Below are 24,375 nucleotides of genomic sequence, written 5' to 3' on the forward strand. Positions count from 1 at the left end.
ACGCGTTATGGGATGAATTGACCCTGGATTGGAAACCGAGAAAGTGATCGAGCCAGCAATATTCTTTGGCGGCATCCTTTATTTTCTCTTTATTGAGGTTGTATTGATAACCACAGCCCTGTGGCAGGGAAGGGGAACAGAACCTGTACTGACCTTAGCTATAACCGCTATCAGGCAGACGAACCGAAAAGATATTATGTTCATCGGCATAGCGGTAAGATGCCGAGCCACCGTGCAATAGAGCAATCGCGTTAACCAACGATAGCCCCAGGCCGAAACCGGCAGTGTGGCGGGCATTATCTCCTCGCCAAAAACGCCGGAAAAGCTTATCCGCATCGGCGGGGTGGCTGCCCGGATTCGCGACCCGAATTTCTGCAACGTTATCATCATAAGCGCTTTCAATACGTATCACGGCGTTTTCATCAGAATAACGGATGGCATTCGTCAGCAGGTTTGAGAGTACTCTTTGTAATAATATTTCGTCAGCCCATACCGTTCCCTGACATTGATTTATAAAACAGATGCGCTTCTCCTCGGCAAGGGGGCTAAGATAATCCAGCATATTTTCGACCAGCGCATTGAGCGAAACAGGCTGTTTTTTTACCGCTATATTCTGGTGCTCCGCGCGTGCCAGAAAGAGAATATTTTCTGTCAGTCGCGACAGTCCCTCCAGCTCTTCAATATTATCGACAAGGGCTTGTTGATACTCTTCGGCGCTGCGTTCCTGACTCAGCATCACCTGGTTTTTCCCCAGTAAAATATTAACCGGCGTGCGCAGCTCATGCGCCAGATCGTCGGCAAATTGGTTCAGGCGTTCAAAATCGTCGGAAAGCTTCTGGCGCATGGTATTTAGCGCTTGTCCAAGCGGTCTGAGCTCGACGGGTAACGCCTGTTCCGCCAACGGCTGGCGAAGTGTGCCGCTATCTGTCGCCGCGGTGAGTCGGCTGAGCGACGTAATGGCCCGCAGCCCGTTTCTGATGACTAATGGACTGAGCGCCGAACAGACGAGGATCGCGATAAGGCTAATCAGCAAACTGTTGCGGCGATATTGCGCCAGCATTTGCCGCCTTTCCGTCGCCAGCCTGGCGATAGTAAGGGTCAGTGGGTCATCGCCGCTTCTGGCGTTTACTCGTACCGCGGTCAGCTCCGTGCCTTGTACCGCCTGGCGAAATAAGGTTTCGCGGGTGATGTTTTTAGCCAGCGGAATCTCGTTAAAGCGTTGGTCGGGGATGCCGCTATGATTAATCGCAACATTGTGGCCTGTTGCAGAATGGATCAATAAGATATCCTGCTTCGTATCCACCATCCGATTGAAGTAGAGCGGCAGATTTTCCGGCCTGGCGCCATCCAGTAACAGTTGCTGCATTTGCGCCGCCCGATTTATTAGCGTCATATCATCCCGATACGTTAATTCTTTGCTCAGCGCGTTATAGAGCGTCCAGCTAATGCCGGTACAGGCGAGGATAAGTATGGCGATAAAAGAAATTGTCAGGCGCAGCGTCATTGATAACTTAACCATTCTGCGACGTTTCCGCCTGTAATCGATAACCCATCCCCCGGACGGTCATAATGAGCTTCTTTTCAAATGGATCGTCTACTTTGGCGCGCAGCCGACGAATCGCGACATCAACGGTGTTGGTTTCACTATCAAAGTTAATTCCCCAAACTTCGCTGGCGATCGCGGTTCGGGGCACGATTTCTCCTGCCCGGGACGCCAGTAACCAGAGGAGCAGGAATTCTTTGCGGGTCAGGGAAATCGGTTTGCCATTTCGTGACACCGATTGCTTTGTGGCATCCATGTCCAGACCATTGATCGTCAGTCGGGTAAAGACCGGGACATGCTGTCTGAGTTGAGCTCTCACCCGGGCCAGCAGCTCGGCGAAGGAAAAAGGCTTAACAAGGTAATCATTAGCGCCCGCCTCAAGACCTTTGACGCGATCCTCAACCGAGTCGCGCGCCGTCAGGCAAATAACAGGGGACTGATGCGCAGTGCGTAACGCGCGTAAAACCTGCCATCCATCAAGCCCCGGCAGCATAATATCAAGAATAATCAAAGAATAATGTTCCTGAAGGGCCAGGTGTAATCCGTCTCGTCCATCACAGGCATAATCAACCACATAGCCTGCCTCCGTGAGTCCCTGACGTACCCACTCAATGGTTTTCTGGTTATCTTCAATCAATAAAATCTTCATCGACGCAGTATGCCATAGGCTTGGTAGCGAATCCGTAAATCTCCAACAAGATGACATAATTGTCATGTCCGTGTAAGGTTAATCCTGGACGCGCCAGATATATTTTCCTGCATCAATACCGTAAAGGAGTGAAGCATGAAACGATATATACTGGCTACCGCGATAGCATCTCTTGTTGCAGCCCCGGCAATGGCGCTGGCCGCTGGCAACAATATTCTCAGCGTACATATTCTCGATCAGCAAACAGGCAAACCGGCGCCCGGCGTGGAGGTGGTACTGGAGCAGAAAAAGGATAACGGATGGACGCAATTAAACACCGGGCATACCGACCAGGATGGACGTATTAAAGCTCTGTGGCCCGAAAAAGCTGCCGCGCCGGGGGATTATCGCGTTATTTTTAAAACCGGCCAGTATTTTGAAAGTAAAAAACTGGACACGTTTTTCCCGGAGATTCCCGTCGAGTTTCATATCAGCAAAACGAATGAGCACTATCATGTGCCGCTGTTATTAAGTCAGTATGGTTATTCAACCTATCGCGGGAGCTAATTTAGAGCCTATCCCATTAGGGCTATTTTACTTGCCATTTTGGACCTGGGCAGTGCTCGCCAAAACGCGTTAGCGTTTTGAACGCCGCTTGCGGCGGCCCGAAGGGCGAGCGTAGCGAGTCAAACCTCACGTACTACGTGTACGCTCCGGTTTTTGCGCGCTGTCCGTGTCCAAACTGGCTGCGTCAATAACGCCTGCTGGGATAGGGTCTTGGATTGTATTAATCGCCGCGATTTATGGCGAGCAAACATCGCGGCGGGAATAAAAATCTTCAGCGTATCGACTCTTCTCCCACAAGCGGTGGTTATCCCGCTTGTGGGCATGAGTGACGGTTAAACAGGCGCTTCCATCTCAAGTCTGACCGGATGAAAACGGCGTTTGAAATAAATCAGGCCATGCCCATCCTGGCTAAGGATAATATTTTTGATCGCCACCAGATACACCAGATGCGTGCCAATGGTTTGTACCTCGCTGATCTCGCCTTCAAGACCGGCCAGCGCGCCGTTAAGTACCGGCTGGCCCAGCGGTCCGTTTTGCCAACATGGCTGGTGAAAACGCTCCTCCATCGCCATCCCCGTCATACCGGCAAAGTGGCGCGCCATCAGCTCCTGCTCATGGTTAAGTACATTAATGCACAGCCTGCCGTTACCCTGAAAAACGGGGTTCATGGCGCTATTGGCATTAATACATACCATTACGGAGGGCGGCGTATCGGTGACGGAGCAGACCGCTGTTGCGGTGATACCGCAGCGTCCGGCGTGACCCGCCGTGGTTACGATGTTGACCGCTGCCGCCAGACTTGCCATCGCATCGCGAAAACGCAGACGTTGTTCATCTACTTGCATGAGAACCTCCTGCCGCGTTATTTCAGCAGCTTATCCAGTTGATTGATGTCGTCGTTATTGTGCAAATGCGAAACCGTCCAGCCATTCTGATCGTATTCGGAGAGGCAGCGATCGACCATTGCCATCATCTTATCCATATTGCCGGAGCTCTGGGCCTGACGCAGGCACTGCAGACGAATTTCATCCTGGCTGCCCGAGTAGTTAATCTCGTACAGCTCATGGCGGCCGCCAAACTCGCTGCCGATGGCATCCCACATCAATTTAAGAATTTTGATACGTTCAACATGGTCCATTCCGTTAGAGCCACGTACGTATTTCGCCAGGTACTGGTCGATTTGCGGATTATTCAGATCACGGGCGCTGGAAGGCAGGTAAATCAGGCCGCTGGTAACGTTACGTTCAATAATATTTTTAATTTTCGCGTAGGCCATTGGGGCCATCACACGATAGGTTTGCAGCGCGGCGTGGTCCGGTAGCCAGGCGCCGTTTACCCACGGGGTTGCTTCAGAACACATAGAATCGCTCAATGCCCAGAACATATTGCGCCAGGCCACGACTTCGCCGAGATCGGCCTGCACGCCCCGGAACTCTACGGTACCCGTACATTCGAGCGATTTTTTCAGCAGCGCGGTAATGAAATCAAGTTTAACCGCCAGACGAACACAGGCTTGCAGTGGATACATACGGGCAAAGCCGCCTTCCATCGTCCAGCGACGGCAACGATCGAAATCACGGTAAATCAAGACGTTTTCCCACGGGATCAACACCTTGTCCATCACCAGAATGGCATCGTTTTCATCAAAGCGGCTGGAGAGGGGATAATCAAACGGCGAGCCCGTCGCGCCCGCGACCATTTCATACGAGGCGCGCGAAATAAGTTTTACGCCTTCGGCATCCATTGGCGCGACAAACATCAGAGCAAAATCCGGGTTTTCGCCCATCACCTGGGCTGAGCCGAAACCAATCATGTTGTAGTGAGTCAGGGCAGAGTTAGTGGCGACGACTTTCGCCCCGCTGACAATAATCCCGGCGTCCGTCTCTTTCTCCAGCTTGATATAGACGTCTTTCACTTCGTCGGCAGGTTTGTGGCGGTCGATAGGCGGGTTGACGATTGCATGGTTAAAGTACAGGCCGGTCTCCTGAATACGGGTGTACCAGTTGCGGGCGTTCTGCTCAAACTGGCCGTAGAAGGCTGGGTTAGCGCCCAGAGCGCAACCAAAGGCGGCTTTGTAATCCGGTGTGCGTCCCATCCAGCCGTAACTCAGGCGTGACCACTCGGCGATAGCATCACGCTGTTGGCGCAGATCGTCTGCGCTTTTCGCCACGCGGAAAAATTTATGCGTATAACCGCCGCTGCCGGTATCAGTATTCCAGCACAGGGTATCTTGCATCGACGGTTTATGTAATGCGTCATACAGTTGTGCGACAGAGGCTGCGGCATTGCGGAATGCCGGATGTGTCGTAACATCTTTAACGCGTTCGCCGTAAATATAAATTTCCCGCCCGTCCTGCAGGCTTTTTAAATACTCTTCGCCCGTTAACGGACGCTTGTTATCAGTACGAAAATCTTCAGGTTTCATTGCGGCCTCTTCCTCGTTAATCGGAATGCTTTGTTAATAATATGTTTCTTATTTGTTGTTTAATTGAATAGGCAGAAGCGTAAACTGTGAAGAGACTTTCAGGACAACGGCGGGTACTTTTCAGATGAACGTCGAAGAAGAAGAGTAAAATGCGATCGCCGTCAACGTTGTAAGCGGGAGGGGATTCCCGTGTCGGCGGCGAGGGAAGGTAAGAATACTATGCTTCCGCTTCGCTATCAGGATGCTGGCGTCCCAGGGCAATAAGATCGTCCAGCAGCAGCATCAATTGCTGTGTTTTTTCGGGCGTGAAATCGGCCTCAATTTTTCGATAAGCCTCTTCTACCTGGCTCCGGGCACGGGCGTACAACGTTTGTCCCTGCTCCGTCAACATGACATATAACTTACGCTGATCGTTAACCGGCTTGAGTCGCAACACCAGTCCGTCTCGCTCCATGCGCGTCAATATTCCGGTCAGACTTGGACGCAAAATGCAGGTACGAAAGGCCAGCTCGTGAAAATCCATAGAGGGGCTATCGGCCAGGATTCGCACAATGCGCCATTGCTGGTCGGTCAGATTGTGGCTTTTAACGATGGGGCGGAAATAGGTCATTGCTGCTTCGCGCGCCTGAAGCAATGCGATGGTTAATGAATCATGCATAAGCGTTTCTCTTTTGCAGAATTATTAATACCTGAATAATCGTGTTTACCGATGTGAGCTATGACATCTGTTTTATGTCCAAAGTTTAACAGAAACAAGGGATTTTATTTAACTATTTGATATATTTGTATTTAATTATTATTTTGTGAAAATATTGTTAATCACATCACAAATACTTTACTTCAGCTTGCTAAATGTACAGCGAAAGCATAAATCTAATCATTAATATATTAATGAAATCACAGCCCGTTAAATCGGCCTGAGGAGTTTATGTATGAAGGGTACTGTTTTCGCCGTTGCGTTAAACCATCGCAGCCAGCTTGATGCCTGGCAAGAGGCTTTCTCTCAGCCTCCCTATAATGCGCCGCCTAAAACCGCAGTGTGGTTCATCAAGCCGCGTAATACGGTGATTCGTCACGGCGAACCCATCCCTTATCCGCAGGGAGAAAAGGTACTGAGCGGCGCGACAGTGGCGCTCATTGTGGGGAAAACCGCCAGCCGGATACGCCCTGAAGCGGCGGCGGACTATATCGCCGGGTATGCGTTGGCTAACGAGGTCAGCCTGCCGGAAGAGAGCTTTTATCGCCCGGCGATTAAAGCGAAATGTCGCGATGGCTTTTGCCCTCTGGGTGAAATGGCGCCGCTGAGTGATGTGGATAACCTCACCATTATCACTGAAATCAACGGACGAGAAGCGGACCACTGGAATACTGCCGATTTACAGCGTAGCGCCGCACAGCTGCTTAGCGCGTTAAGTGAGTTCGCTACGCTTAACCCTGGCGATGCGATCTTACTCGGTACGCCGCAGAATCGCGTTGCGCTGCGTCCCGGCGATCGGGTGCGTATTCTGGCGAAAGGTTTACCCGCTCTGGAAAATCCGGTTGTCGCAGAAGATGAATTCGCCCGCCACCAGACGTTTACGTGGCCGTTGTCAGCAACGGGAACGCTATTTGCGCTGGGGTTGAACTACGCCGATCATGCCAGCGAGCTGGCATTTACGCCGCCGAAAGAGCCGCTGGTATTTATCAAAGCGCCAAACACCTTTACCGAACATCATCAAACGTCGGTGCGCCCGAACAACGTCGAATATATGCACTATGAAGCCGAACTGGTCGTGGTAATTGGCAAAACGGCGCGTAAGGTGAGCGAAGCCGAAGCCATGGAGTATGTGGCCGGTTACACCGTCTGTAACGACTACGCGATCCGCGACTATCTGGAAAACTACTACCGTCCAAATCTGCGGGTAAAAAGCCGCGACGGCCTGACGCCGATAGGCCCGTGGATTGTGGATAAAGAGGCGGTTTCTGATCCGCATAACCTGACGTTACGCACCTTTGTCAACGGTGAGCTGCGCCAGGAAGGGACGACCGCCGATCTGATCTTCAGCATCCCGTTCCTGATTTCTTATCTGAGCGAATTTATGACGTTGCAACCGGGCGACATGATTGCCACCGGTACGCCGAAAGGGTTGTCCGATGTGGTGCCGGGGGATGAAGTTGTCGTGGAAGTAGAAGGCGTGGGTCGCCTGGTTAACCGAATCGTCAGTGAGGAGAGCGCAAAATGAAGAAAATAAATCATTGGATTAACGGCAAAAATGTTGCAGGTAACGACTACTTCCAGACTACTAACCCGGCGACCGGTGACGTGCTGGCGGAAGTGGCCTCCGGCGGTGAAGCAGAAGTGAACCAGGCTGTCTCGGCGGCCAAAGAGGCGTTCCCGAAATGGGCCAACCTGCCGATGAAAGAGCGCGCGCGCCTGATGCGTCGTCTGGGTGACCTGATTGACCAGAACGTACCGGAAATCGCGGCGATGGAAACCGCCGACACCGGCCTGCCTATTCACCAGACTAAAAACGTGCTGATCCCGCGCGCCTCGCATAACTTCGAATTCTTCGCCGAAGTGTGCCAGCAGATGAACGGCAAGACCTATCCTGTTGACGATAAAATGCTCAATTATACGCTGGTGCAGCCCGTCGGCGTCTGCGCGCTGGTGTCGCCGTGGAACGTGCCGTTTATGACCGCGACCTGGAAAGTCGCGCCGTGCCTGGCGCTGGGTAACACCGCGGTGCTCAAAATGTCCGAGCTGTCGCCGTTGACTGCCGACAGGCTGGGCGAGCTGGCGCTGGAGGCAGGAATTCCGGCAGGGGTGCTGAACGTGGTGCAGGGCTATGGCGCCACTGTTGGCGATGCGCTGGTACGCCACCATGACGTGCGTGCGGTGTCGTTTACCGGCGGGACCGCCACCGGTCGCAATATCATGAAAAATGCCGGCCTGAAAAAATACTCGATGGAGCTGGGCGGCAAATCGCCGGTGCTGATTTTTGAAGATGCCGACATTGAGCGCGCGCTGGACGCCGCGCTGTTCACCATCTTCTCGATCAACGGCGAACGCTGTACCGCCGGGTCGCGCATCTTTATCCAGCAGAGCATTTACCCTGAGTTCGTGAAGCGCTTTGCCGAACGCGCGAATCGCCTGCGTGTCGGCGATCCGACCGACCCGAACACCCAGGTCGGCGCGCTGATTAGCCAACAGCACTGGGAAAAAGTCTCCGGTTATATCCGCCTCGGCATTGAAGAGGGCGCAACGCTGCTGGCGGGCGGTGCGGAAAAACCCACTGACCTGCCTGCGCATCTGAAAGGCGGTAACTTCCTGCGCCCAACCGTGCTGGCCGATGTCGACAACCGTATGCGCGTCGCGCAGGAAGAGATCTTTGGGCCGGTCGCCTGCCTGCTGCCATTCAAAGACGAGGCGGAAGGGTTACGCCTGGCGAACGACGTGGAATACGGTCTGGCCTCTTATATCTGGACCCAGGACGTGAGCAAAGTGTTGCGCCTGGCGCGTGGGATTGAAGCCGGCATGGTCTTCGTCAACACCCAGAACGTCCGTGACCTGCGCCAGCCGTTCGGCGGCGTGAAAGCCTCCGGTACCGGGCGCGAAGGCGGCGAATATAGCTTCGAAGTGTTTGCGGAAATGAAAAACGTCTGCATCTCAATGGGCGACCATCCTATCCCAAAATGGGGAGTTTGATATGGGCAAGTTAGCGTTAGCAGCAAAAATTACCCACGTGCCGTCGATGTATCTTTCTGAACTGCCGGGAAAAAATTACGGTTGTCGTCAGGCAGCCATTGATGGGCATATTGAAATTGGCAAGCGTTGCCGCGAAATGGGCGTTGACACCATTATCGTATTCGACACCCACTGGCTGGTGAATAGCGCTTACCACATTAATTGTGCCGACCATTTCCAGGGCGTCTATACCAGCAACGAATTGCCGCACTTTATTCGCGACATGACCTATGACTATGACGGTAATCCGGAGCTCGGCCACCTGATCGCCGACGAGGCAGTCAAACTGGGCGTGCGCGCTAAAGCGCATAACATCCCGAGCCTGAAGCTGGAGTATGGCACGCTGGTGCCGATGCGCTACATGAACAGCGACAAGCACTTCAAAGTGGTCTCCATCTCGGCGTTCTGCACTGTGCATGATTTTGCCGACAGCCGCAGACTGGGCGAAGCCATTCTCAAGGCGATTGAGAAATATGACGGTACCGTAGCGGTATTCGCCAGTGGTTCTCTGTCGCACCGTTTTATTGACGACCAACGAGCGGAAGAGGGGATGAACAGCTACACCCGCGAGTTCGATCATCAGATGGATGAGCGCGTGGTCAAGCTGTGGCGCGAAGGCAAATTCAAGGAGTTTTGCACCATGTTGCCGGAGTACGCCGACTACTGCTACGGCGAAGGCAACATGCACGACACGGTCATGCTGCTGGGAATGCTGGGTTGGGACAAATACGACGGCAAGGTGGAGTTCATCACCGACCTGTTCGCCAGCTCCGGTACCGGCCAGGTAAACGCTGTTTTCCCGCTGCCTGCGTAAGGGGGGGTTATGCCGCACTTTATTGCTGAATGTACTGAAAATATTCGCGAGCAGGCTGATTTACCAAGCCTGTTCAGCAAGGTAAACGAGGCGCTGGCCGCCAGCGGGATTTTCCCCATCGGCGGTATTCGCAGTCGCGCCCACTGGCTGGATACCTGGCAGATGGCTGACGGTAAGCATGATTACGCGTTTGTGCATATGACGCTGAAAATCGGCGCCGGGCGCAGCCTGGATAGCCGTCAGGAAGTCGGCGAAATGCTGTTTGGGCTGATTAAAGCCCACTTCGCCGACCTGATGGAGAACCGCTATCTGGCGCTGTCGTTTGAGATTGCCGAGTTACATCCAACGCTCAATTACAAACAAAACAACGTACACGCGTTATTTAAATAGCACACTCTTTCGCCCGGTGGCGCTGCGCTGACCGGGCCTACAAAAAGAACGATGCACGAAGCAATACCGAACCGTAGGTCGGGTAAGACGCACCGCGTCGCCACCCGGCGCAGCAGCACCGAATGAGGTAACAGGAAGCAACTATGCTCGATAAACAGACCCATACCCTGATCGCCCAGCGACTTAATCAGGCTGAAAAACAGCGTGAACAGATTCGCGCAGTGTCGCTGGATTATCCCAACATCACTATTGAAGATGCCTATGCCGTACAGCGTGAATGGGTCAATATCAAGATCGCCGAAGGGCGCACGCTCAAAGGCCACAAAATCGGCCTGACCTCTAAAGCGATGCAGGCCAGCTCGCAAATCAGCGAACCGGATTACGGCGCGCTGCTTGACGATATGTTCTTCCATGACGGCGGCGATATCCCCACCGACCGTTTTATCGTCCCGCGTATTGAAGTGGAGCTGGCGTTCGTGCTGGCGAAACCGCTGCGCGGCCCCAACTGCACGCTGTTCGACGTCTACAATGCCACGGATTATGTGATTCCGGCGCTGGAACTGATTGACGCCCGCAGCCACAACATCGACCCGGAAACCCAGCGCCCGCGCAAAGTGTTCGACACCATTTCCGACAACGCCGCCAACGCCGGGGTGATCCTCGGTGGTCGTCCCATCAAACCAGACGAGCTGGATCTGCGCTGGATCTCCGCGCTGCTCTATCGCAACGGCGTGATCGAAGAAACCGGCGTCGCCGCAGGCGTGCTGAATCATCCGGCCAACGGCGTGGCGTGGCTGGCAAACAAGCTTGCCCCCTACGATGTCCAGCTTGAAGCCGGGCAGATCATCCTCGGCGGCTCGTTCACCCGCCCGGTGCCGGCGCGCAAGGGCGACACCTTCCATGTCGACTACGGCAACATGGGCGCGATCAGTTGCCGGTTTGTGTAAGGAAAAAACGATGAAAAATGCTTTCAAAGACGCGTTAAAAGCGGGGCGCCCGCAAATCGGTTTGTGGCTGGGGCTTGCCAACAGTTACAGCGCTGAACTGTTAGCGGGCGCCGGCTTCGACTGGCTACTGATTGACGGTGAACACGCGCCAAACAACGTGCAGACGGTGTTGACCCAGTTGCAGGCGATTGCGCCTTATCCCAGCCAGCCGGTGGTGCGTCCGTCATGGAACGATCCGGTACAGATTAAGCAACTGCTCGACGTCGGCGCGCAAACGCTGCTGATACCGATGGTGCAGAATGCCGATGAAGCGCGAAACGCCGTGGCGGCTACGCGTTATCCGCCTGCCGGTATTCGCGGCGTGGGCAGCGCGCTGGCGCGGGCATCGCGCTGGAACCGCATTCCGGACTATCTCCACCAGGCCAACGACGCCATGTGCGTACTGGTGCAGATTGAAACGCGTGAGGCGATGAGCAATCTGGCGTCAATTCTCGACGTGGATGGCATTGACGGCGTGTTTATTGGCCCGGCGGATCTCAGCGCCGATATGGGCTTTGCCGGCAATCCGCAGCACCCGGAAGTGCAGGCGGCGATTGAGAACGCCATCGTGCAGATACGCGCGGCGGGGAAAGCGCCGGGGATTCTGATGGCCAATGAAGCACTGGCGAAACGTTATCTGGAACTGGGGGCGCTATTTGTCGCCGTCGGCGTTGACACCACGCTGCTGGCGCGCGGCGCGGAGGCGCTGGCGGCGCGCTTTGGCGCAGAAAAAAACCTGTCCGGTGCGTCCGGCGTCTATTAAGCCTGGCCCGGTAAGCGCAGCGCTACCGGGCAACCGTAGTACCCTACAAAAATTCCCATCAGAGGAAAAAAAATGAGCGACACATCATCTGCACTTCCGGAAAGCCCCGAGTCTGTCAGTTCGCACAACGCGCTCAGCACGGGTCAACAAACCGTCATAAATAAACTGTTCCGCCGACTCATCGTATTTTTATTCGTGTTGTTTATCTTCTCGTTTTTAGACCGTATCAACATCGGTTTTGCCGGGTTGACGATGGGGCAGGATCTGGGGTTAAGCGCCACCATGTTTGGCCTTGCCACGACGCTGTTTTACGCCACCTACGTCATTTTCGGCATTCCCAGCAACGTGATGTTGAGCATAGTCGGTGCCCGCCGCTGGATTGCGACCATTATGGTGCTATGGGGCATTGCATCTACCGCCACGATGTTCGCGGTGGGGCCGAAAAGCCTGTATGTGCTGCGAATGCTGGTGGGCATTACCGAAGCGGGCTTTTTGCCAGGAATATTGCTCTATTTAACTTACTGGTTTCCGGCGTTTTTCCGCGCCCGCGCCAACGCATTATTTATGATTGCCATGCCGGCCACTACCGCGTTGGGGTCGATTGTCTCCGGCTATATTTTATCGCTGGACGGCATATTCAATCTGCATGGATGGCAGTGGTTATTCCTGTTGGAAGGATTTCCGTCAGTTTTGTTAGGCATTATGGTGTGGTTTTACCTGGATGATACCCCGGCAAAAGCCAAATGGCTGACGGCAGAGGATAAAAAATGTTTGCAGGAGATGATGGATAATGACCGCCTGACGCTGGTTCAGCCGGAGGGGGCCATCAGCCATAACGCCATGCAGCAGCGTAGTCTGTGGCGCGAAGTATTCACGCCAATTGTACTGATGTATACGCTGGCCTATTTTTGCCTTACCAATACGCTTAGCGCCATTAGTATCTGGACGCCGCAAATCCTGAAAAGTTTTAATGAAGGCAGCAGCAATATCACCATCGGCCTGCTGGCGGCGATCCCGCAGATTTGTACTATTCTGGGCATGATTTACTGGAGCCGCCATTCGGACAAACATCAGGAGCGTAAACATCACACGGCGTTGCCGTTCCTGTTTGCCGCCGCGGGCTGGCTGCTGGCGTCGGCGACCGACCATAACCTGATCCAGCTCCTGGGAATCGTGATGGCATCCACGGGTTCCTTTAGCGCGATGGCGATCTTCTGGACCACGCCGGATCAGTCGATCAGTTTACGCGCCAGGGCGATAGGCATTGCGGTCATCAATGCCACCGGCAATATTGGCTCCGCGCTCAGCCCGTTTATGATTGGCTGGCTAAAAGATATCACCGGTAGCTTCAATAGCGGACTCTGGTTTGTCGCTTCTCTGTTAGTCGTCGGCGCCGCCATTATCTGGCTTATTCCCATGAAAGCATCGCGTCCGCGCGCCACCCCTTGAGGAGAAACTATGTGCCAACGTGCGATCGCCAATATTGATATCAGCAAAGAGTATGACGAAAGCATGGGCAGTAACGATGTGCATTATCAGTCGTTTGCTCGTATGGCGGATTTCTTTGGTCGTGATATGCAGGCGCATCGCCACGACCAGTTTTTTCAAATGCACTTTCTTGATACCGGGCAGATTGAGCTACAGCTCGACGATCATCGCTATTCGGTGCAGGCGCCGCTATTTGTGCTTACGCCGCCCTCGGTGCCGCATGCTTTTATTACCGAATCGGATAGCGATGGTCATGTTCTGACGGTACGCGAAGAGCTGGTTTGGCCGCTGCTGGAAGTGCTTTATCCCGGCACCAGAGAGGCCTTCGGCCTGCCGGGAATCTGTCTGTCGCTGGCGGATAAACCCAACGAGCTGGCGGCGCTCAAACATTACTGGCAGCTAATTGAGCGGGAGTCCACGGAACAACTGGCTGGCTGCGAACATACCCTGGTGCTACTGGCGCAGGCGGTATTTACCTTGCTGTTGCGTAATGCGAGGCTGGACGATCACGCCGCAACCGGGATGCGCGGTGAACTGAAACTTTTTCAGCGCTTTACCCTGTTAATTGACAACCACTTCCATCAGCACTGGACGGTGCCCGATTATGCCTGCGAGCTGCATATTACCGAATCTCGTTTGACCGATATTTGCCGCCGTTTTGCTAATCGCCCGCCTAAACGCCTGATTTTTGATCGGCAATTACGCGAGGCGAAACGACTGCTGCTTTTTTCCGACAATGCTGTCAACGAGATCGCCTGGCAATTAGGTTTTAAAGATCCGGCTTATTTCGCCCGTTTCTTTAATCGCCTTGCTGGCTGTTCTCCTTCGCAGTTTCGCCAACGTGAAGTTCCCTCTTTTCTCAACTAAGAAGAGTAAAAACATGATGAAAAAAAGCGTCGCTATGCTGGCGGTTTGTATGCTGGCGCAAAGCCACCTTGCCATTGCTGCCGGTGCTCCTGCGCCTCAAAAGATCAACATTGTTTTACTGGGCACCAAAGGCGGGCCTTCTTTGCTCAATACAGCCAGACTACCGCAAGCGACGGCGCTCACTATCGGCGATAAAATATGGCTGATAGATGCCGGCTACGGCGCCAGTCTGCAACTGGTGAAAAACGGCATTCCACTGCGCAACATCAATACTATTTTGCTCACCCATCTGCACAGCGACCACATACTGGATTATCCTTCCTTGCTGATGAATGCCTGGGCAAGTGGTCTGAAAGACCATACCATACAGGTGTATGGCCCGCCGGGAACCCAGGCGATGACGAAGGCTAGCTGGAAGGTCTTTGACAGGGATATCACGCTACGCATGGAAGAAGAGGGGAAACCCGATCCGCGCAACCTGGTTAAGGCGACCGATATTGGTCAGGGCGTCATCTATAAAGATGAACTGGTCACAATAAGCGCGCTGAAAGTGCCTCATTCCCCTTTCCCGGACGGTGAAGCGTTTGCTTACCGTTTTGATACCCAGGGTAAGCGAATCGTCTTCTCTGGCGATACGTCCTGGTTTCCGCCGCTTGCAACGTTTGCCCAGGGGGCGGATATCCTGGTACATGAGGCGGTACATGTCCCTTCAGTAGCAAAACTGGCTAATAGTATTGGCAACGGAAAAACGCTGGCTGAAGCGATTGCGTCGCATCACACCACGATTGAAGATGTCGGTAAGATTGCTCGCGAGGCCCACGTGAAAAAACTGGTGTTAAGTCATCTGGTGCCTGCGACGGTTGCGGATGACGTCTGGCAACAGGAAGCCATGAAAAATTACCCGGGCCCTGTCATTGTCGGTCATGACAATATGACGATAAGCGTACCGTAAGTATCAGGGCAGGGGTAAACCCACGGGCTGACATGATGTCAGCCCGTTATGCTTTTGGCGATCAGCATGACGCGCAGAGCTTTTGTCTAAAACATTATTTTTTCTAAACACTACTTGCTGATTTTTATGCACAATAAAGGTAAGATGATTGCTCTGGTGAAATATTACTAAATAAGAATGTCACGGATGGAATTTATACAGTGTTAAAAGCAATGCGTTTCTTTGTCTGCCGGCCATCAGTAATATCCTCTGTACCGGCTCCTCGTTGCCAAAGTGAAGGTTAGATTAAACGAATCAAAAAATATCCGAACTGTACAATTTTTATATCAAACATATTTAACTGCAAAATACTGCAAACGTGCGCGAATACACTTAATCAGTAATATGGCTAATGCATACTTTATTTCCTAAACTTTCTTATTATCTATTTGAATATTTCTGGTTAAACCAAATGGACAAACGGATACCAGACACTCGAAAGGATAACTGCAGGCTTCTGGTTTAGGATTGCAGTTACCAGGACAGTGGCTATTTTCTTTAAGCGATTTCCATAGAACAGGATTAAACCTGGTAACGTTGTAAACAGTAACGGGATAAAGTTTATCGTTTATTAAGACCCCCTTATTAAAGGGGATGATAATGCTACCTGGAGGCATGTAAACATCTGCCTGATACCATAAGGTCAATCTAAGATTTTTTAGGCTATGTATGCATGAGAACGACACTCCGGTAGAGGGGCTTATAACTGTATCAACGACCTTCCATTCCATTACAGAAACCTTTTAAGTGAAATAGTCAATGGTGTAAATTACATTTTCCGCAAGCCTATTCAGGATAGATGAAAATCTGAGAAACATAACTCGTTGAAAACGATCGTTTTTTATTGACCACTCTATTTATATTGATTTTTTAATAAGTTATTTATTTTATGCTCTTATTTTGTTTACATTCTATTACATTTTTGTATTTTAGGCGTGGTGTAAATATTGGGCGGTAGTGGATGTTATAACGCTCAATTATTAAACTGTAAGTGACTGTTGTATTTCTTATTTATAAATACCGCAACCTGTAAGCGCAGCGGTACATTTTACCCGGCATTGACAGGGAGAAGGTACGTATCAACCAGAGAGTACAAAACAGTGAAAGAATATATTCTTCAGGCAATAAATGATCGCTAACGTGTAAAAATAACCGACGTATCTAAAAAATGTGAACGTGTGGCTGGTCTTTATTTAAACGATGATCTTCGCAATGGCGCATTAATGGCTGACATTGGCGGTTCGTTGATCGGGTTGTGCGCGGTGAAAGGCTATATTTCTTCCGTTGGGGGAAGTATGTCAGAGGCATTCTGGTATTATACCGGGTGCATGTAAATCCGGGGTGGGCAGAAAGCCCACCCTCGGTTTATTGCCTTTATCGTGGATTAGGGATGCGAGATAAAGCGAGAAAGGCGTTGCAGCAGTAACCGGTTTTCTTCGCGCAGCCGTGAATTCTCTTCCAGCAGCGTTAACGCGACCGCGATCCCAGGCCAGTCGAGCGCCAGCTCCTCGCGTAAGCGTAGCGCGCGTTGTACCACGCTCGCTGCGCGATCGTCGAATTGCCAGTCGGCGTTATCGTCTTCGTAAGGCTCAATTACGCCAAGTCCGACGATTTCGTTTAGCTCCTCTTCCGTCACGCCGGTGTGCAAACAAAATTCGGTGATGGTAAAGGTGACAGTGATGTTAGCCATTATGCTTTCCCCCATTGCTGGCGTGGGTCAAAGGACGACTGCGCGTCCGCCAGTTGTTGCCACAGGGCAGCTGTTTTCTCGTCAGGTTTCGGCGGCATAACGATTTTGATGATGGCATAGAGATCGCCAGTGTGCTTTTTACTGGCTAATCCTTTTCCTTTGATACGCAGCCGCTGACCAGCCTGGCTGCCGGGGGGAATGGTCAGCAAAATACGCTCTTTAAGCGTTGGCACAGACACCTTAGCGCCGAGCGCCGCCTCCCATGGGGCAAGCGGAAGGACGACTTCCAGATCCTGATTGACAATATCAAAGAGCGGATGCGGGGCAATATGGATAACGAGCCATAAATCGCCATTAGGTCCGCCGTTTTCCCCCGGCGTGCCCTGGCCTTTCAGTCTGATTCGTTGCCCGTTGCTGACGCCAGCCGGGATTTTCACATTCAATGTTTTGGGAATTTCCCGCTCCACCAGGCCGAACGCGTTATAAACGGGGACGGAATAGCTAATCGTACGCTGGTGCTCTTCCAGCGTTTCTTCCAGGAATACCGCCACTTCAATTTCGATATCATGACCGCGTGCGGCGTGGCGGTGGTGCGAATGGCGACCGTGCTGACCAAAAATAGACGAGAAAATATCATCAAAATCTTCGGCGTTATACGGCTGGCCTTCGTGTTGCTGGAACTGGCGATTAAATTGTGGATCGTTACGGTGTTGCCATAACTGGTCATACTCGGCGCGCCGTTGCTCATCACTCAGCACTTCCCATGCTTCAGCAACCTCTTTGAAACGGGCTTCGGCATCGGGTTCTTTGCTGACATCTGGATGGTACTTGCGGGCCAGTCGGCGATAGGCGGTCTTAATCGTCTTGAGATCGTCCGTCGGTTTCACGCCCATAATGGCGTAATAATCCTTAAGTTCCATAGCATCATCTCGCTAAATCAATACATACAGAAGGGATCCCAAAAAGGTTTCTCCACTAAGTGTAGGGTAAACCTGAAAAGTGCGTATGAAAACACCAGTTATATCATTAGTAAGAATAAATTACGTTGTTCGACTATCAGAAGGTTGCGCAGCGCGCCGACATAACTTTACAGGGGAAAGGTTGCCAAAACCGCGCCAGTGGCTAAGATAACTCGCGTTAAACAGTGAGGGCGCAATGGCGAAACAACAACGGATGGGCTGGTGGTTTCTTTGCCTTGCATGTGTCGTGGTAATGGTTTGTACCGCGCAACGCATGGCGGGCCTGCACGCCTTGCAGATGCAGGCGACGGCCTCTGCTGCGGTGGTCAGCGCTCCCTCCTCGACAGATGACGGCTCGCCGGTCACTCCCTGCGAATTAAGCGCCAAGTCGCTGCTGGCGGCGCCTCCGGTACTCTTTGAAGGCGCTATCCTTGCGCTTTGTCTACTGCTTTCCTTACTGGCGCCTGTCCGGGTCATGCGCCTGCCGTTTTCGCCTCCACGGGCTATTTCGCCGCCCACATTACGGGTACATCTACGATTTTGTGTCTTCCGTGAATGACAGACCGGTTATTGCTAACGGTTAATTACTCATTCACGGAGAAAAAATATGATGATTTTGTTCAGGCGGATACTGTTCTGCCTGTTATGGCTTTGGCTGCCCGTCTCCTGGGCGGCGGAAAGCGGCTGGCTGCGTTCGCCCGATAACGACCATGCCAGCATACGGCTACGTGCCGATACGTCCGCTAACGGTGAGACCCGGCTGTTGCTTGACGTCAAACTGGAAAACGGCTGGAAAACCTACTGGCGCGCGCCGGGGGAAGGGGGCGTGGCGCCCTCTATCGCCTGGAAAGGCGACATGCCTGAGGTAAGCTGGTTCTGGCCAACCCCCTCGCGCTTTGATGTGGCGAATATCACCACCCAGGGATATCACGACGAGGTGACCTTTCCGATGATCGTGCGCGGTACGCCGCCGGCAACCTTGCGCGGCGTGTTGACGTTATCAACCTGCAGCAATGTTTGTCTGTTGACCGATTACCCCTTTTCCGTGACGCCCACTGTGCAGAATGCCGATTTTGCCCATGACTATGCGCGGGCGATGGGTAAAATTCCGCTCCGCAGTGGACTAACGGACTCGCTTGACGTCAGCTATCGCCCGGGAGAGCTGGTGGTCACTGCTACGCGAGCGGCGGGCTGGTCATCGCCCGGGCTCTATCTTGATACCATAGATGACGTCGATTTTGCGAAGCCTCGCCTGCGCGTAGAGGGCGACAGGTTACAGGCGACGGTGCCGGTGACGGACAGTTGGGGCGAAAAGGCGCCCGATTTGCGCAACAAATCGCTGACCCTCGTGTTAGCCGATGGCGCTATCGCCCAGGAGAGCACGCAAACCATTGGCGATGCGCCAGCACAAACGCCGGACAATGCGGCGCTACCTTTCTGGCAAGTTGTAATGATGGCGCTGATCGGCGGACTGATTCTTAATTTAATGCCCTGCGTACTGCCGGTTCTGGGCATGAAACTTGGCTCTATTTTATTGGTAGAGGAAAAAAGCCGCTCTCACATCAGGCGACAATTTTTGGCTTCGGTCGCCGGTATCATTGCGTCATTTATGGCGCTGGCGGCGTTTATGACCCTCCTTCGCCTGTCAAACCATGCGCTGGCCTGGGGAGTCCAGTTCCAGAATGCATGGTTTATTGGTTTTATGGCGCTGGTGATGTTGTTGTTTAGCGCCAGCCTGTTCGGGCTTTTTGAGTTCAGGCTTCCCTCATCTATGACCACGAAACTGGCCACTTACGGCGGTAACGGTATGTCGGGACATTTCTGGCAGGGGGCATTCGCCACGCTGCTGGCGACGCCTTGTAGCGCGCCGTTTCTGGGCACGGCGGTCGCGGTGGCGCTCACGGCGTCGTTGCCGACGCTGTGGGGGTTGTTCCTTGCGCTTGGCCTGGGAATGAGCGCGCCGTGGCTACTGGTCGCGCTACGACCAGGGCTTGCGCTACGTTTACCGCGCCCCGGGCGTTGGATGAATGTCCTGCGCAGGACCCTCGGTCTGATGATGCTGGGATCGGCTATCTGGCTGGCGACGTTACTCCTGCCGCATTTCGGCTTCACTGCGTCAAAGAGCGCGCAAGACACGGTTCAGTGGCAACCCTTGAGTGAACAGGCAATCCAGTCGGCGCTGGCGCAGCATAAGCGGGTATTTGTCGATGTCACTGCGGACTGGTGTATTACCTGTAAAGTGAATAAATACAACGTCCTGCAAAAAGAGGATGTGCAGGCCGCCTTGCAACAGCCGGATGTTGTGGCGCTGCGGGGAGACTGGACGCTGCCGTCCGATGCCATTACAGATTTTCTGAAAACGCGCGGCCAGGTCGCCGTGCCGTTTAATCAGGTATATGGCCCCGGCTTGCCGGAAGGGGAGGCACTGCCCACTTTGCTGACCCGCGATGCGGTATTACAAACGTTGAAAAAAGCGAAAGGAATAACCCAATGAAATACATGATTGTTTTACTGCTGGCGCTGTTTTCAACGCTGAGCATCGCGCAAGAAACCGCCCCTTTTACGCCGGATCAGGAAAAGCAGATTGAAAATCTGATCCATGCGGCGTTGTTTAACGATCCTGCCAGCCCGCGGATAGGCGCTAAACACCCTAAGCTGACGCTGGTGAACTTTACGGATTACAACTGCCCGTACTGCAAACAGCTCGATCCGATGCTGGAAAAGATTGTGCAGAAATATCCTGACGTTGCGGTCATTATTAAACCGCTGCCATTCAAAGGAGAGAGCTCCGTACTGGCGGCGCGTATTGCGCTGACCACCTGGCGCGATCATCCGCAACAGTTCCTCGCGCTACATGAAAAACTCATGCAAAAGCGCGGTTACCATACGGATGACAGTATTAAACAGGCCCAGCAGAAAGCAGGGGCTACGCCAGTGACGCTGGATGAAAAAAGCATGGAAACGATACGCACTAATTTGCAGTTGGCAAGGCTGGTCGGCGTGCAAGGAACGCCAGCGACGATCATTGGCGACGAGCTGATTCCGGGCGCAGTGCCCTGGGATACGCTGGAAGCGGTGGTGAAAGAAAAACTGGCGGCTGCCAATGGCGGGTAAACTGCGGCGTTGGCTGCGTGAAGCCGCGGTTTTTCTGGCGCTCCTCATCGCGATAATGGTGGTCATGGACGTCTGGCGCGCGCCGCAGGCGCCTCCGGCGTTTGCCACGACACCATTACGTACGCTGACGGGAGAGTCGACAACTCTGGCGACATTGAGCGAAGAACGCCCCGTACTGCTCTATTTTTGGGCCAGCTGGTGCGGGGTATGCCGCTTTACTACGCCTGCGGTCGCTCGCCTGGCGGCGGAAGGGGAAAACGTCATGACCGTTGCGCTCCGCTCCGGCGATGACGCTGAGGTTGCCCGCTGGCTGGCGCGCAAGGGCGTTGACTTCCCGGTCGTCAATGATGCTAACGGCGCCTTATCCGCTGGCTGGGAAATCAGCGTGACGCCAACGCTGGTGGTGGTTTCACAAGGTCGGGTTGTGTTCACCACCAGCGGCTGGACCAGCTACTGGGGCATGAAGCTTCGGCTATGGTGGGCAAAAACGTTCTGAATATGCGCCGGGGTTTCCCGGCGCTAACGCGTTTACTGTAAGAAAAACCCCCGTTTTGCGAAATCGTTCCCGGAAAAATGATCCATTTCTGTCACACTCAGAACGATTTGATAACAACAAGAGGTCATAGGGATGAAAAAATCATTACTCGCTGTTGCTGTGGCAGGGGCTGTTTTGTTGTCATCCGCCGTACAGGCGCAGACAATGCCGGAGGGTTATCAATTACAACAGGTGCTGATGATGAGCCGCCATAATCTGCGGGCGCCGCTGGCGAATAATGGCAGCGTACTGGCGCAGTCGACGCCGAACGCCTGGCCGGCGTGGGACGTTCCCGGCGGGGAACTGACGACGAAAGGCGGCGTGCTGGAAGTCTATATGGGACACTACACACGTGAATGGCTGGTCGCGCAGGGGCTGATACCGTCGGGAGAATGTCCGGCGCCCGACACGGTATATGCCTATGCGAATAGTTTGCAGCGCACCGTCGCCACCGCGCAATTTTTCATTACCGGCGCTTTCCCCGGCTGTGATATTCCTGTTCATCATCAGGAAAAAATGGGCACTATGGACCCTACCTTCAATCCGGTAATTACCGATGATTCTGCCGCGTTCCGGCAACAGGCCGTACAGGCGATGGAAAAGGCGCGTAGTCAGCTACATCTTGATGAGAGTTATAAACTGCTTGAGCAGATAACGCATTATCAGGACTCGCCGTCCTGCAAAGAGAAGCATCAGTGTTCGCTAATCGACGCGAAAGATACCTTCAGCGCGAACTATCAGCAAGAGCCTGGCGTGCAGGGGCCGCTGAAAGTAGGGAACTCGCTGGTGGATGCGTTTACCCTGCAATATTACGAAGGGTTTCCGATGGATCAGGTCGCCTGGGGCAAGATTAACACCGATCGGCAGTGGAAGGTGCTGTCAAAACTGAAAAACGGCTATCAGGACAGCCTGTTTACCTCACCCACGGTGGCGCGCAATGTCGCTGCGCCGCTGGTGAAGTATATCGATAAGATGCTGGTTGCCGATCGCGTTAGCGCGCCGAAGGTTACCGTGCTGGTGGGGCATGATTCCAATATCGCGTCGCTGCTGACGGCGCTGGATTTTAAACCCTATCAGCTCCATGACCAGTATGAGAGAACGCCGATTGGCGGCCAGCTTGTCTTCCAACGCTGGTATGACGGCAACGCTAACCGGGATTTGATGAAAATCGAGTATGTCTACCAGAGCACCCGGCAGTTACGTAACGCGGAAGCGTTAACGCTCAAATCGCCCGCGCAAAGGGTAACGCTGGAACTGAAAGGATGTCCGGTGGATGCGAACGGCTTCTGTCCGCTGGATAAGTTCGATAACGTCATGAACACTGCCGCAAAATAGCCGTATGCCCCCGCGCAGGCGGGGGCGTTTGTGTTATACGTTCTTACGTTCGATGATTTGTTCGCCCCAGAAGAGCGAGTCTTTGTCCGTTTTCTCAAAGGCTTTGATCAGCACCTCATCGCTACCTTCTTCCCATATTTTTTCTGCCAGTTTCTCGTCATAGTGAGCGACTTCAAAAATGGCTTCGGCAATTTCCGGCGACGTATTACGCAGGCTTGCCCATTCGCCGACGCGGTGCGCTTTTGCTTCTTGAGTTGGCATTCGAATCCTCCTGTTGAAGATTAGCCGTTGAGTTTGACTGCCAGACCGGCGACGTATTCCCCCTGATAGCGAGCGATAGAGAGTTCCTCCTGGCTTGGTTGACGTGAACCGTCGCCTCCGGCGATAGTCGTTGCGCCGTAAGGCGTGCCGCCGCGAACCTGGGAGACGTCAAAGAGTTCCTGTGCGGCATAGCCTATCGGGACGATCACCATCCCATGATGGGCAAGCGTAGTCCAGGTCGAGGTGATGGTCTGCTCCTGGCCGCCGCCCGTTCCGGTAGAACTGAACACGCTGCCGAGCTTGCCGTATAGCGCGCCGGATGCCCACAGTCCGCCAGTTTGGTCCAGGAAGGTACGCATCTGGCCTGACATATTGCCAAACCGGGTTGGCGTACCAAAAATAATGGCATCGTAATCCGCCAGCTCCTGTGGGGTGGCAACCGATGCGTTTTGCGTTTTACCGCCAGCTTTTGCGAAGATTTCAGGCGGCATTGTTTCTGGCACACGCTTTATAATGACCTCTGCGCCGTCGACTTTCTTTGCCCCTTCCGCCACCGCGTGCGCCATGGTTTCAATGTGTCCGTACATGGAATAATAGAGCACCAGAATCTTTGCCATTTGTACTACTCCTCAGATTAATCAGGTGTGTAGCGATTCGCTACGTCTATTTAAAGATATGCTCTCCTGTGAAGAGTGCAAATTTCAGCGCCATTTCTTTGATTTATAACAATAATTAATTTGGCGACCTTTGTTGCAAAATGATACATTTTTAAGCGCTTTGATTTTCCCAAATATAAGAATAACTTATTTATTTCTTATGGTTATTATTCTGCGTATTCGGCTTCCAATGTTGCAGAATATTTCGGTAAGCGGCCTACCACGGCGTTTTTCACTATGCTTAATTTTACGCGGCGTTACTGATGATATCGTTCATACGCTGCGTGAGGAGATACTCCTCATTACCTATGCAATATGATGTCTAATCTATGACGGAGGTCAGTAATGGCAAACCATCGTGGCGGTTCCGGTAATTTTGCGGAAGACCGCGAAAGAGCATCAGAAGCAGGTCGTAAAGGTGGTCAGCACAGCGGGGGCAATTTTAAGAATGACCCGCAGCGTGCATCCGAAGCAGGCAAAAAAGGGGGCAAAAGCAGTAACCGTAATAGCTAGCCTGCGTCACAACAGCAAGACGCTGAGCGTTTCGCGCTAAAAAGCGTCATGCGCCACCGCCGCCGGATTTCCGGCGGTTTTTTTGTTTATAAGCCGGATTTGGTATGCTTGCGTCCTGACAAAAAG

The 24,375-nt window shown here is 53.1% G+C and carries 26 protein-coding genes; 16 read left to right on the forward strand and 10 right to left on the reverse strand.

Annotation, left to right across the window (positions count from 1 at the left end; all coding sequences use genetic code 11):
- Positions 1-154: 154 nt before the first annotated feature.
- Positions 155-1,519, reverse strand: a complete 1,365-nt coding sequence (locus ACLD3P_RS18865; protein ID WP_183052015.1) for a heavy metal sensor histidine kinase — start codon at positions 1,517-1,519, stop codon at positions 155-157.
- Positions 1,512-2,192: a response regulator transcription factor HprR gene (hprR, locus tag ACLD3P_RS18870; protein WP_000698207.1), complete on the reverse strand. Its 681-nt coding sequence runs from the start codon at positions 2,190-2,192 to the stop codon at positions 1,512-1,514. The genes ACLD3P_RS18865 and hprR overlap by 8 nt, the downstream gene beginning before the upstream one ends.
- A 135-nt stretch (positions 2,193-2,327) precedes the next feature.
- Here hprR and hiuH point away from each other — a divergent pair, with 135 nt between their 5' ends.
- Entirely contained in the window at positions 2,328-2,738 is a 411-nt protein-coding gene (gene hiuH, locus ACLD3P_RS18875; RefSeq protein ID WP_000833182.1) for a hydroxyisourate hydrolase, read from the forward strand.
- 332 nt (positions 2,739-3,070) lie between these two features.
- Here hiuH and ACLD3P_RS18880 read toward each other — a convergent pair whose 3' ends face one another.
- From ACLD3P_RS18880 to hpaR, 3 genes are all read right to left on the reverse strand, one after another.
- Positions 3,071-3,583 (reverse strand): 4-hydroxyphenylacetate 3-monooxygenase reductase subunit, encoded by a 513-nt coding sequence (locus ACLD3P_RS18880; protein WP_001195556.1) that lies wholly within the window; start codon positions 3,581-3,583, stop codon positions 3,071-3,073.
- A gap of 17 nt (positions 3,584-3,600) precedes the next feature.
- Positions 3,601-5,163 carry a 4-hydroxyphenylacetate 3-monooxygenase, oxygenase component gene (hpaB, locus tag ACLD3P_RS18885; RefSeq protein ID WP_000801496.1) on the reverse strand — a complete coding sequence of 521 codons (1,563 nt, stop codon included), beginning with the start codon at positions 5,161-5,163 and terminating at the stop codon, positions 3,601-3,603.
- A 217-nt stretch (positions 5,164-5,380) separates the two neighbouring features.
- Entirely contained in the window at positions 5,381-5,821 is a 441-nt protein-coding gene (hpaR, locus tag ACLD3P_RS18890) for a homoprotocatechuate degradation operon regulator HpaR (RefSeq protein WP_000543922.1), read from the reverse strand.
- 274 nt (positions 5,822-6,095) lie between these two features.
- Here hpaR and hpaG point away from each other — a divergent pair, with 274 nt between their 5' ends.
- From hpaG to ACLD3P_RS18935, 9 genes are all read left to right on the forward strand, one after another.
- Positions 6,096-7,385 (forward strand): 4-hydroxyphenylacetate degradation bifunctional isomerase/decarboxylase, encoded by a 1,290-nt coding sequence (gene hpaG, locus ACLD3P_RS18895; RefSeq protein ID WP_000679210.1) that lies wholly within the window; start codon positions 6,096-6,098, stop codon positions 7,383-7,385.
- Complete coding sequence (gene hpaE / locus ACLD3P_RS18900) at positions 7,382-8,848, forward strand: aldehyde dehydrogenase (protein WP_411006621.1); 1,467 nt, start codon at positions 7,382-7,384, stop codon at positions 8,846-8,848. Before hpaG ends, hpaE begins: the two co-directional genes overlap by 4 nt.
- 1 nt (position 8,849) lies before the next feature.
- Positions 8,850-9,701, forward strand: coding sequence for a 3,4-dihydroxyphenylacetate 2,3-dioxygenase (gene hpaD, locus ACLD3P_RS18905; RefSeq protein ID WP_000517001.1), 852 nt, complete (start codon positions 8,850-8,852; stop codon positions 9,699-9,701).
- A gap of 9 nt (positions 9,702-9,710) precedes the next feature.
- Positions 9,711-10,091 (forward strand): 5-carboxymethyl-2-hydroxymuconate Delta-isomerase, encoded by a 381-nt coding sequence (locus ACLD3P_RS18910; RefSeq protein WP_260776474.1) that lies wholly within the window; start codon positions 9,711-9,713, stop codon positions 10,089-10,091.
- 143 nt (positions 10,092-10,234) lie between these two features.
- Positions 10,235-11,038, forward strand: a complete 804-nt coding sequence (gene hpaH / locus ACLD3P_RS18915) for a 2-oxo-hept-4-ene-1,7-dioate hydratase (RefSeq protein ID WP_000884798.1) — start codon at positions 10,235-10,237, stop codon at positions 11,036-11,038.
- Between the two features lie 10 nt (positions 11,039-11,048).
- Complete coding sequence (gene hpaI, locus ACLD3P_RS18920) at positions 11,049-11,840, forward strand: 4-hydroxy-2-oxoheptanedioate aldolase (RefSeq protein WP_000785062.1); 792 nt, start codon at positions 11,049-11,051, stop codon at positions 11,838-11,840.
- Between the two features lie 72 nt (positions 11,841-11,912).
- Positions 11,913-13,289, forward strand: coding sequence for a 4-hydroxyphenylacetate permease (hpaX, locus tag ACLD3P_RS18925; protein ID WP_001285803.1), 1,377 nt, complete (start codon positions 11,913-11,915; stop codon positions 13,287-13,289).
- Between the two features lie 9 nt (positions 13,290-13,298).
- On the forward strand, positions 13,299-14,195 hold the full coding sequence (hpaA, locus tag ACLD3P_RS18930; RefSeq protein ID WP_000336604.1) for a 4-hydroxyphenylacetate catabolism regulatory protein HpaA: 897 nt from the start codon (positions 13,299-13,301) through the stop codon (positions 14,193-14,195).
- Between the two features lie 13 nt (positions 14,196-14,208).
- Positions 14,209-15,147, forward strand: a complete 939-nt coding sequence (locus tag ACLD3P_RS18935; RefSeq protein ID WP_131046153.1) for an MBL fold metallo-hydrolase — start codon at positions 14,209-14,211, stop codon at positions 15,145-15,147.
- A gap of 407 nt (positions 15,148-15,554) precedes the next feature.
- On the opposite strand, the gene ACLD3P_RS18940 is transcribed toward ACLD3P_RS18935, so the two are convergent.
- From ACLD3P_RS18940 to cbpA, 3 genes are all read right to left on the reverse strand, one after another.
- Positions 15,555-15,917, reverse strand: a complete 363-nt coding sequence (locus ACLD3P_RS18940) for an anti-adapter protein IraM (RefSeq protein WP_001537781.1) — start codon at positions 15,915-15,917, stop codon at positions 15,555-15,557.
- A gap of 653 nt (positions 15,918-16,570) precedes the next feature.
- On the reverse strand, positions 16,571-16,876 hold the full coding sequence (gene cbpM / locus ACLD3P_RS18945; RefSeq protein ID WP_001284251.1) for a chaperone modulator CbpM: 306 nt from the start codon (positions 16,874-16,876) through the stop codon (positions 16,571-16,573).
- Positions 16,876-17,796, reverse strand: a complete 921-nt coding sequence (gene cbpA, locus ACLD3P_RS18950) for a curved DNA-binding protein (RefSeq protein WP_000420603.1) — start codon at positions 17,794-17,796, stop codon at positions 16,876-16,878. Before cbpA ends, cbpM begins: the two co-directional genes overlap by 1 nt.
- 235 nt (positions 17,797-18,031) lie before the next feature.
- Between cbpA and ACLD3P_RS18955 the strand changes: the two genes are divergently transcribed.
- The 5 genes from ACLD3P_RS18955 to agp all read left to right on the forward strand — a co-directional run bounded on the left by ACLD3P_RS18955 (position 18,032) and on the right by agp (position 22,819).
- Complete coding sequence (locus tag ACLD3P_RS18955; RefSeq protein WP_001118902.1) at positions 18,032-18,394, forward strand: copper resistance protein; 363 nt, start codon at positions 18,032-18,034, stop codon at positions 18,392-18,394.
- 48 nt (positions 18,395-18,442) lie between these two features.
- On the forward strand, positions 18,443-20,329 hold the full coding sequence (locus tag ACLD3P_RS18960) for a protein-disulfide reductase DsbD family protein (protein ID WP_131046152.1): 1,887 nt from the start codon (positions 18,443-18,445) through the stop codon (positions 20,327-20,329).
- On the forward strand, positions 20,326-20,949 hold the full coding sequence (locus ACLD3P_RS18965; RefSeq protein WP_000876687.1) for a DsbA family protein: 624 nt from the start codon (positions 20,326-20,328) through the stop codon (positions 20,947-20,949). Before ACLD3P_RS18960 ends, ACLD3P_RS18965 begins: the two co-directional genes overlap by 4 nt.
- A complete protein-coding gene (locus ACLD3P_RS18970) occupies positions 20,939-21,445 on the forward strand; it encodes a protein disulfide oxidoreductase (protein WP_000907530.1) in 507 nt (168 codons plus the stop codon). The genes ACLD3P_RS18965 and ACLD3P_RS18970 overlap by 11 nt, the downstream gene beginning before the upstream one ends.
- Before the next feature lie 132 nt (positions 21,446-21,577).
- Positions 21,578-22,819 carry a bifunctional glucose-1-phosphatase/inositol phosphatase gene (agp, locus tag ACLD3P_RS18975; protein ID WP_131046151.1) on the forward strand — a complete coding sequence of 414 codons (1,242 nt, stop codon included), beginning with the start codon at positions 21,578-21,580 and terminating at the stop codon, positions 22,817-22,819.
- Between the two features lie 33 nt (positions 22,820-22,852).
- On the opposite strand, the gene ACLD3P_RS18980 is transcribed toward agp, so the two are convergent.
- Together ACLD3P_RS18980 and wrbA are read right to left on the reverse strand one after the other, a co-directional pair.
- Complete coding sequence (locus ACLD3P_RS18980; protein ID WP_001143125.1) at positions 22,853-23,080, reverse strand: YccJ family protein; 228 nt, start codon at positions 23,078-23,080, stop codon at positions 22,853-22,855.
- 20 nt (positions 23,081-23,100) lie between these two features.
- Positions 23,101-23,697 carry an NAD(P)H:quinone oxidoreductase gene (gene wrbA, locus ACLD3P_RS18985; RefSeq protein WP_411006622.1) on the reverse strand — a complete coding sequence of 199 codons (597 nt, stop codon included), beginning with the start codon at positions 23,695-23,697 and terminating at the stop codon, positions 23,101-23,103.
- Positions 23,698-24,081: 384 nt separating this feature from the next.
- On the opposite strand from wrbA, the gene ACLD3P_RS18990 reads away from it, so the two are divergent.
- The gene (locus tag ACLD3P_RS18990; RefSeq protein WP_001273663.1) at positions 24,082-24,249 is read left to right on the forward strand and encodes a general stress protein; all 168 of its coding nucleotides are present in this window, start codon (positions 24,082-24,084) and stop codon (positions 24,247-24,249) included.
- Positions 24,250-24,375 lie beyond the last annotated feature (126 nt).

Source organism: Salmonella sp. 741265073_HBA, from assembly GCF_046569105.1.
GTDB classification, from domain to species: Bacteria; Pseudomonadota; Gammaproteobacteria; order Enterobacterales; family Enterobacteriaceae; genus Salmonella; species Salmonella enterica.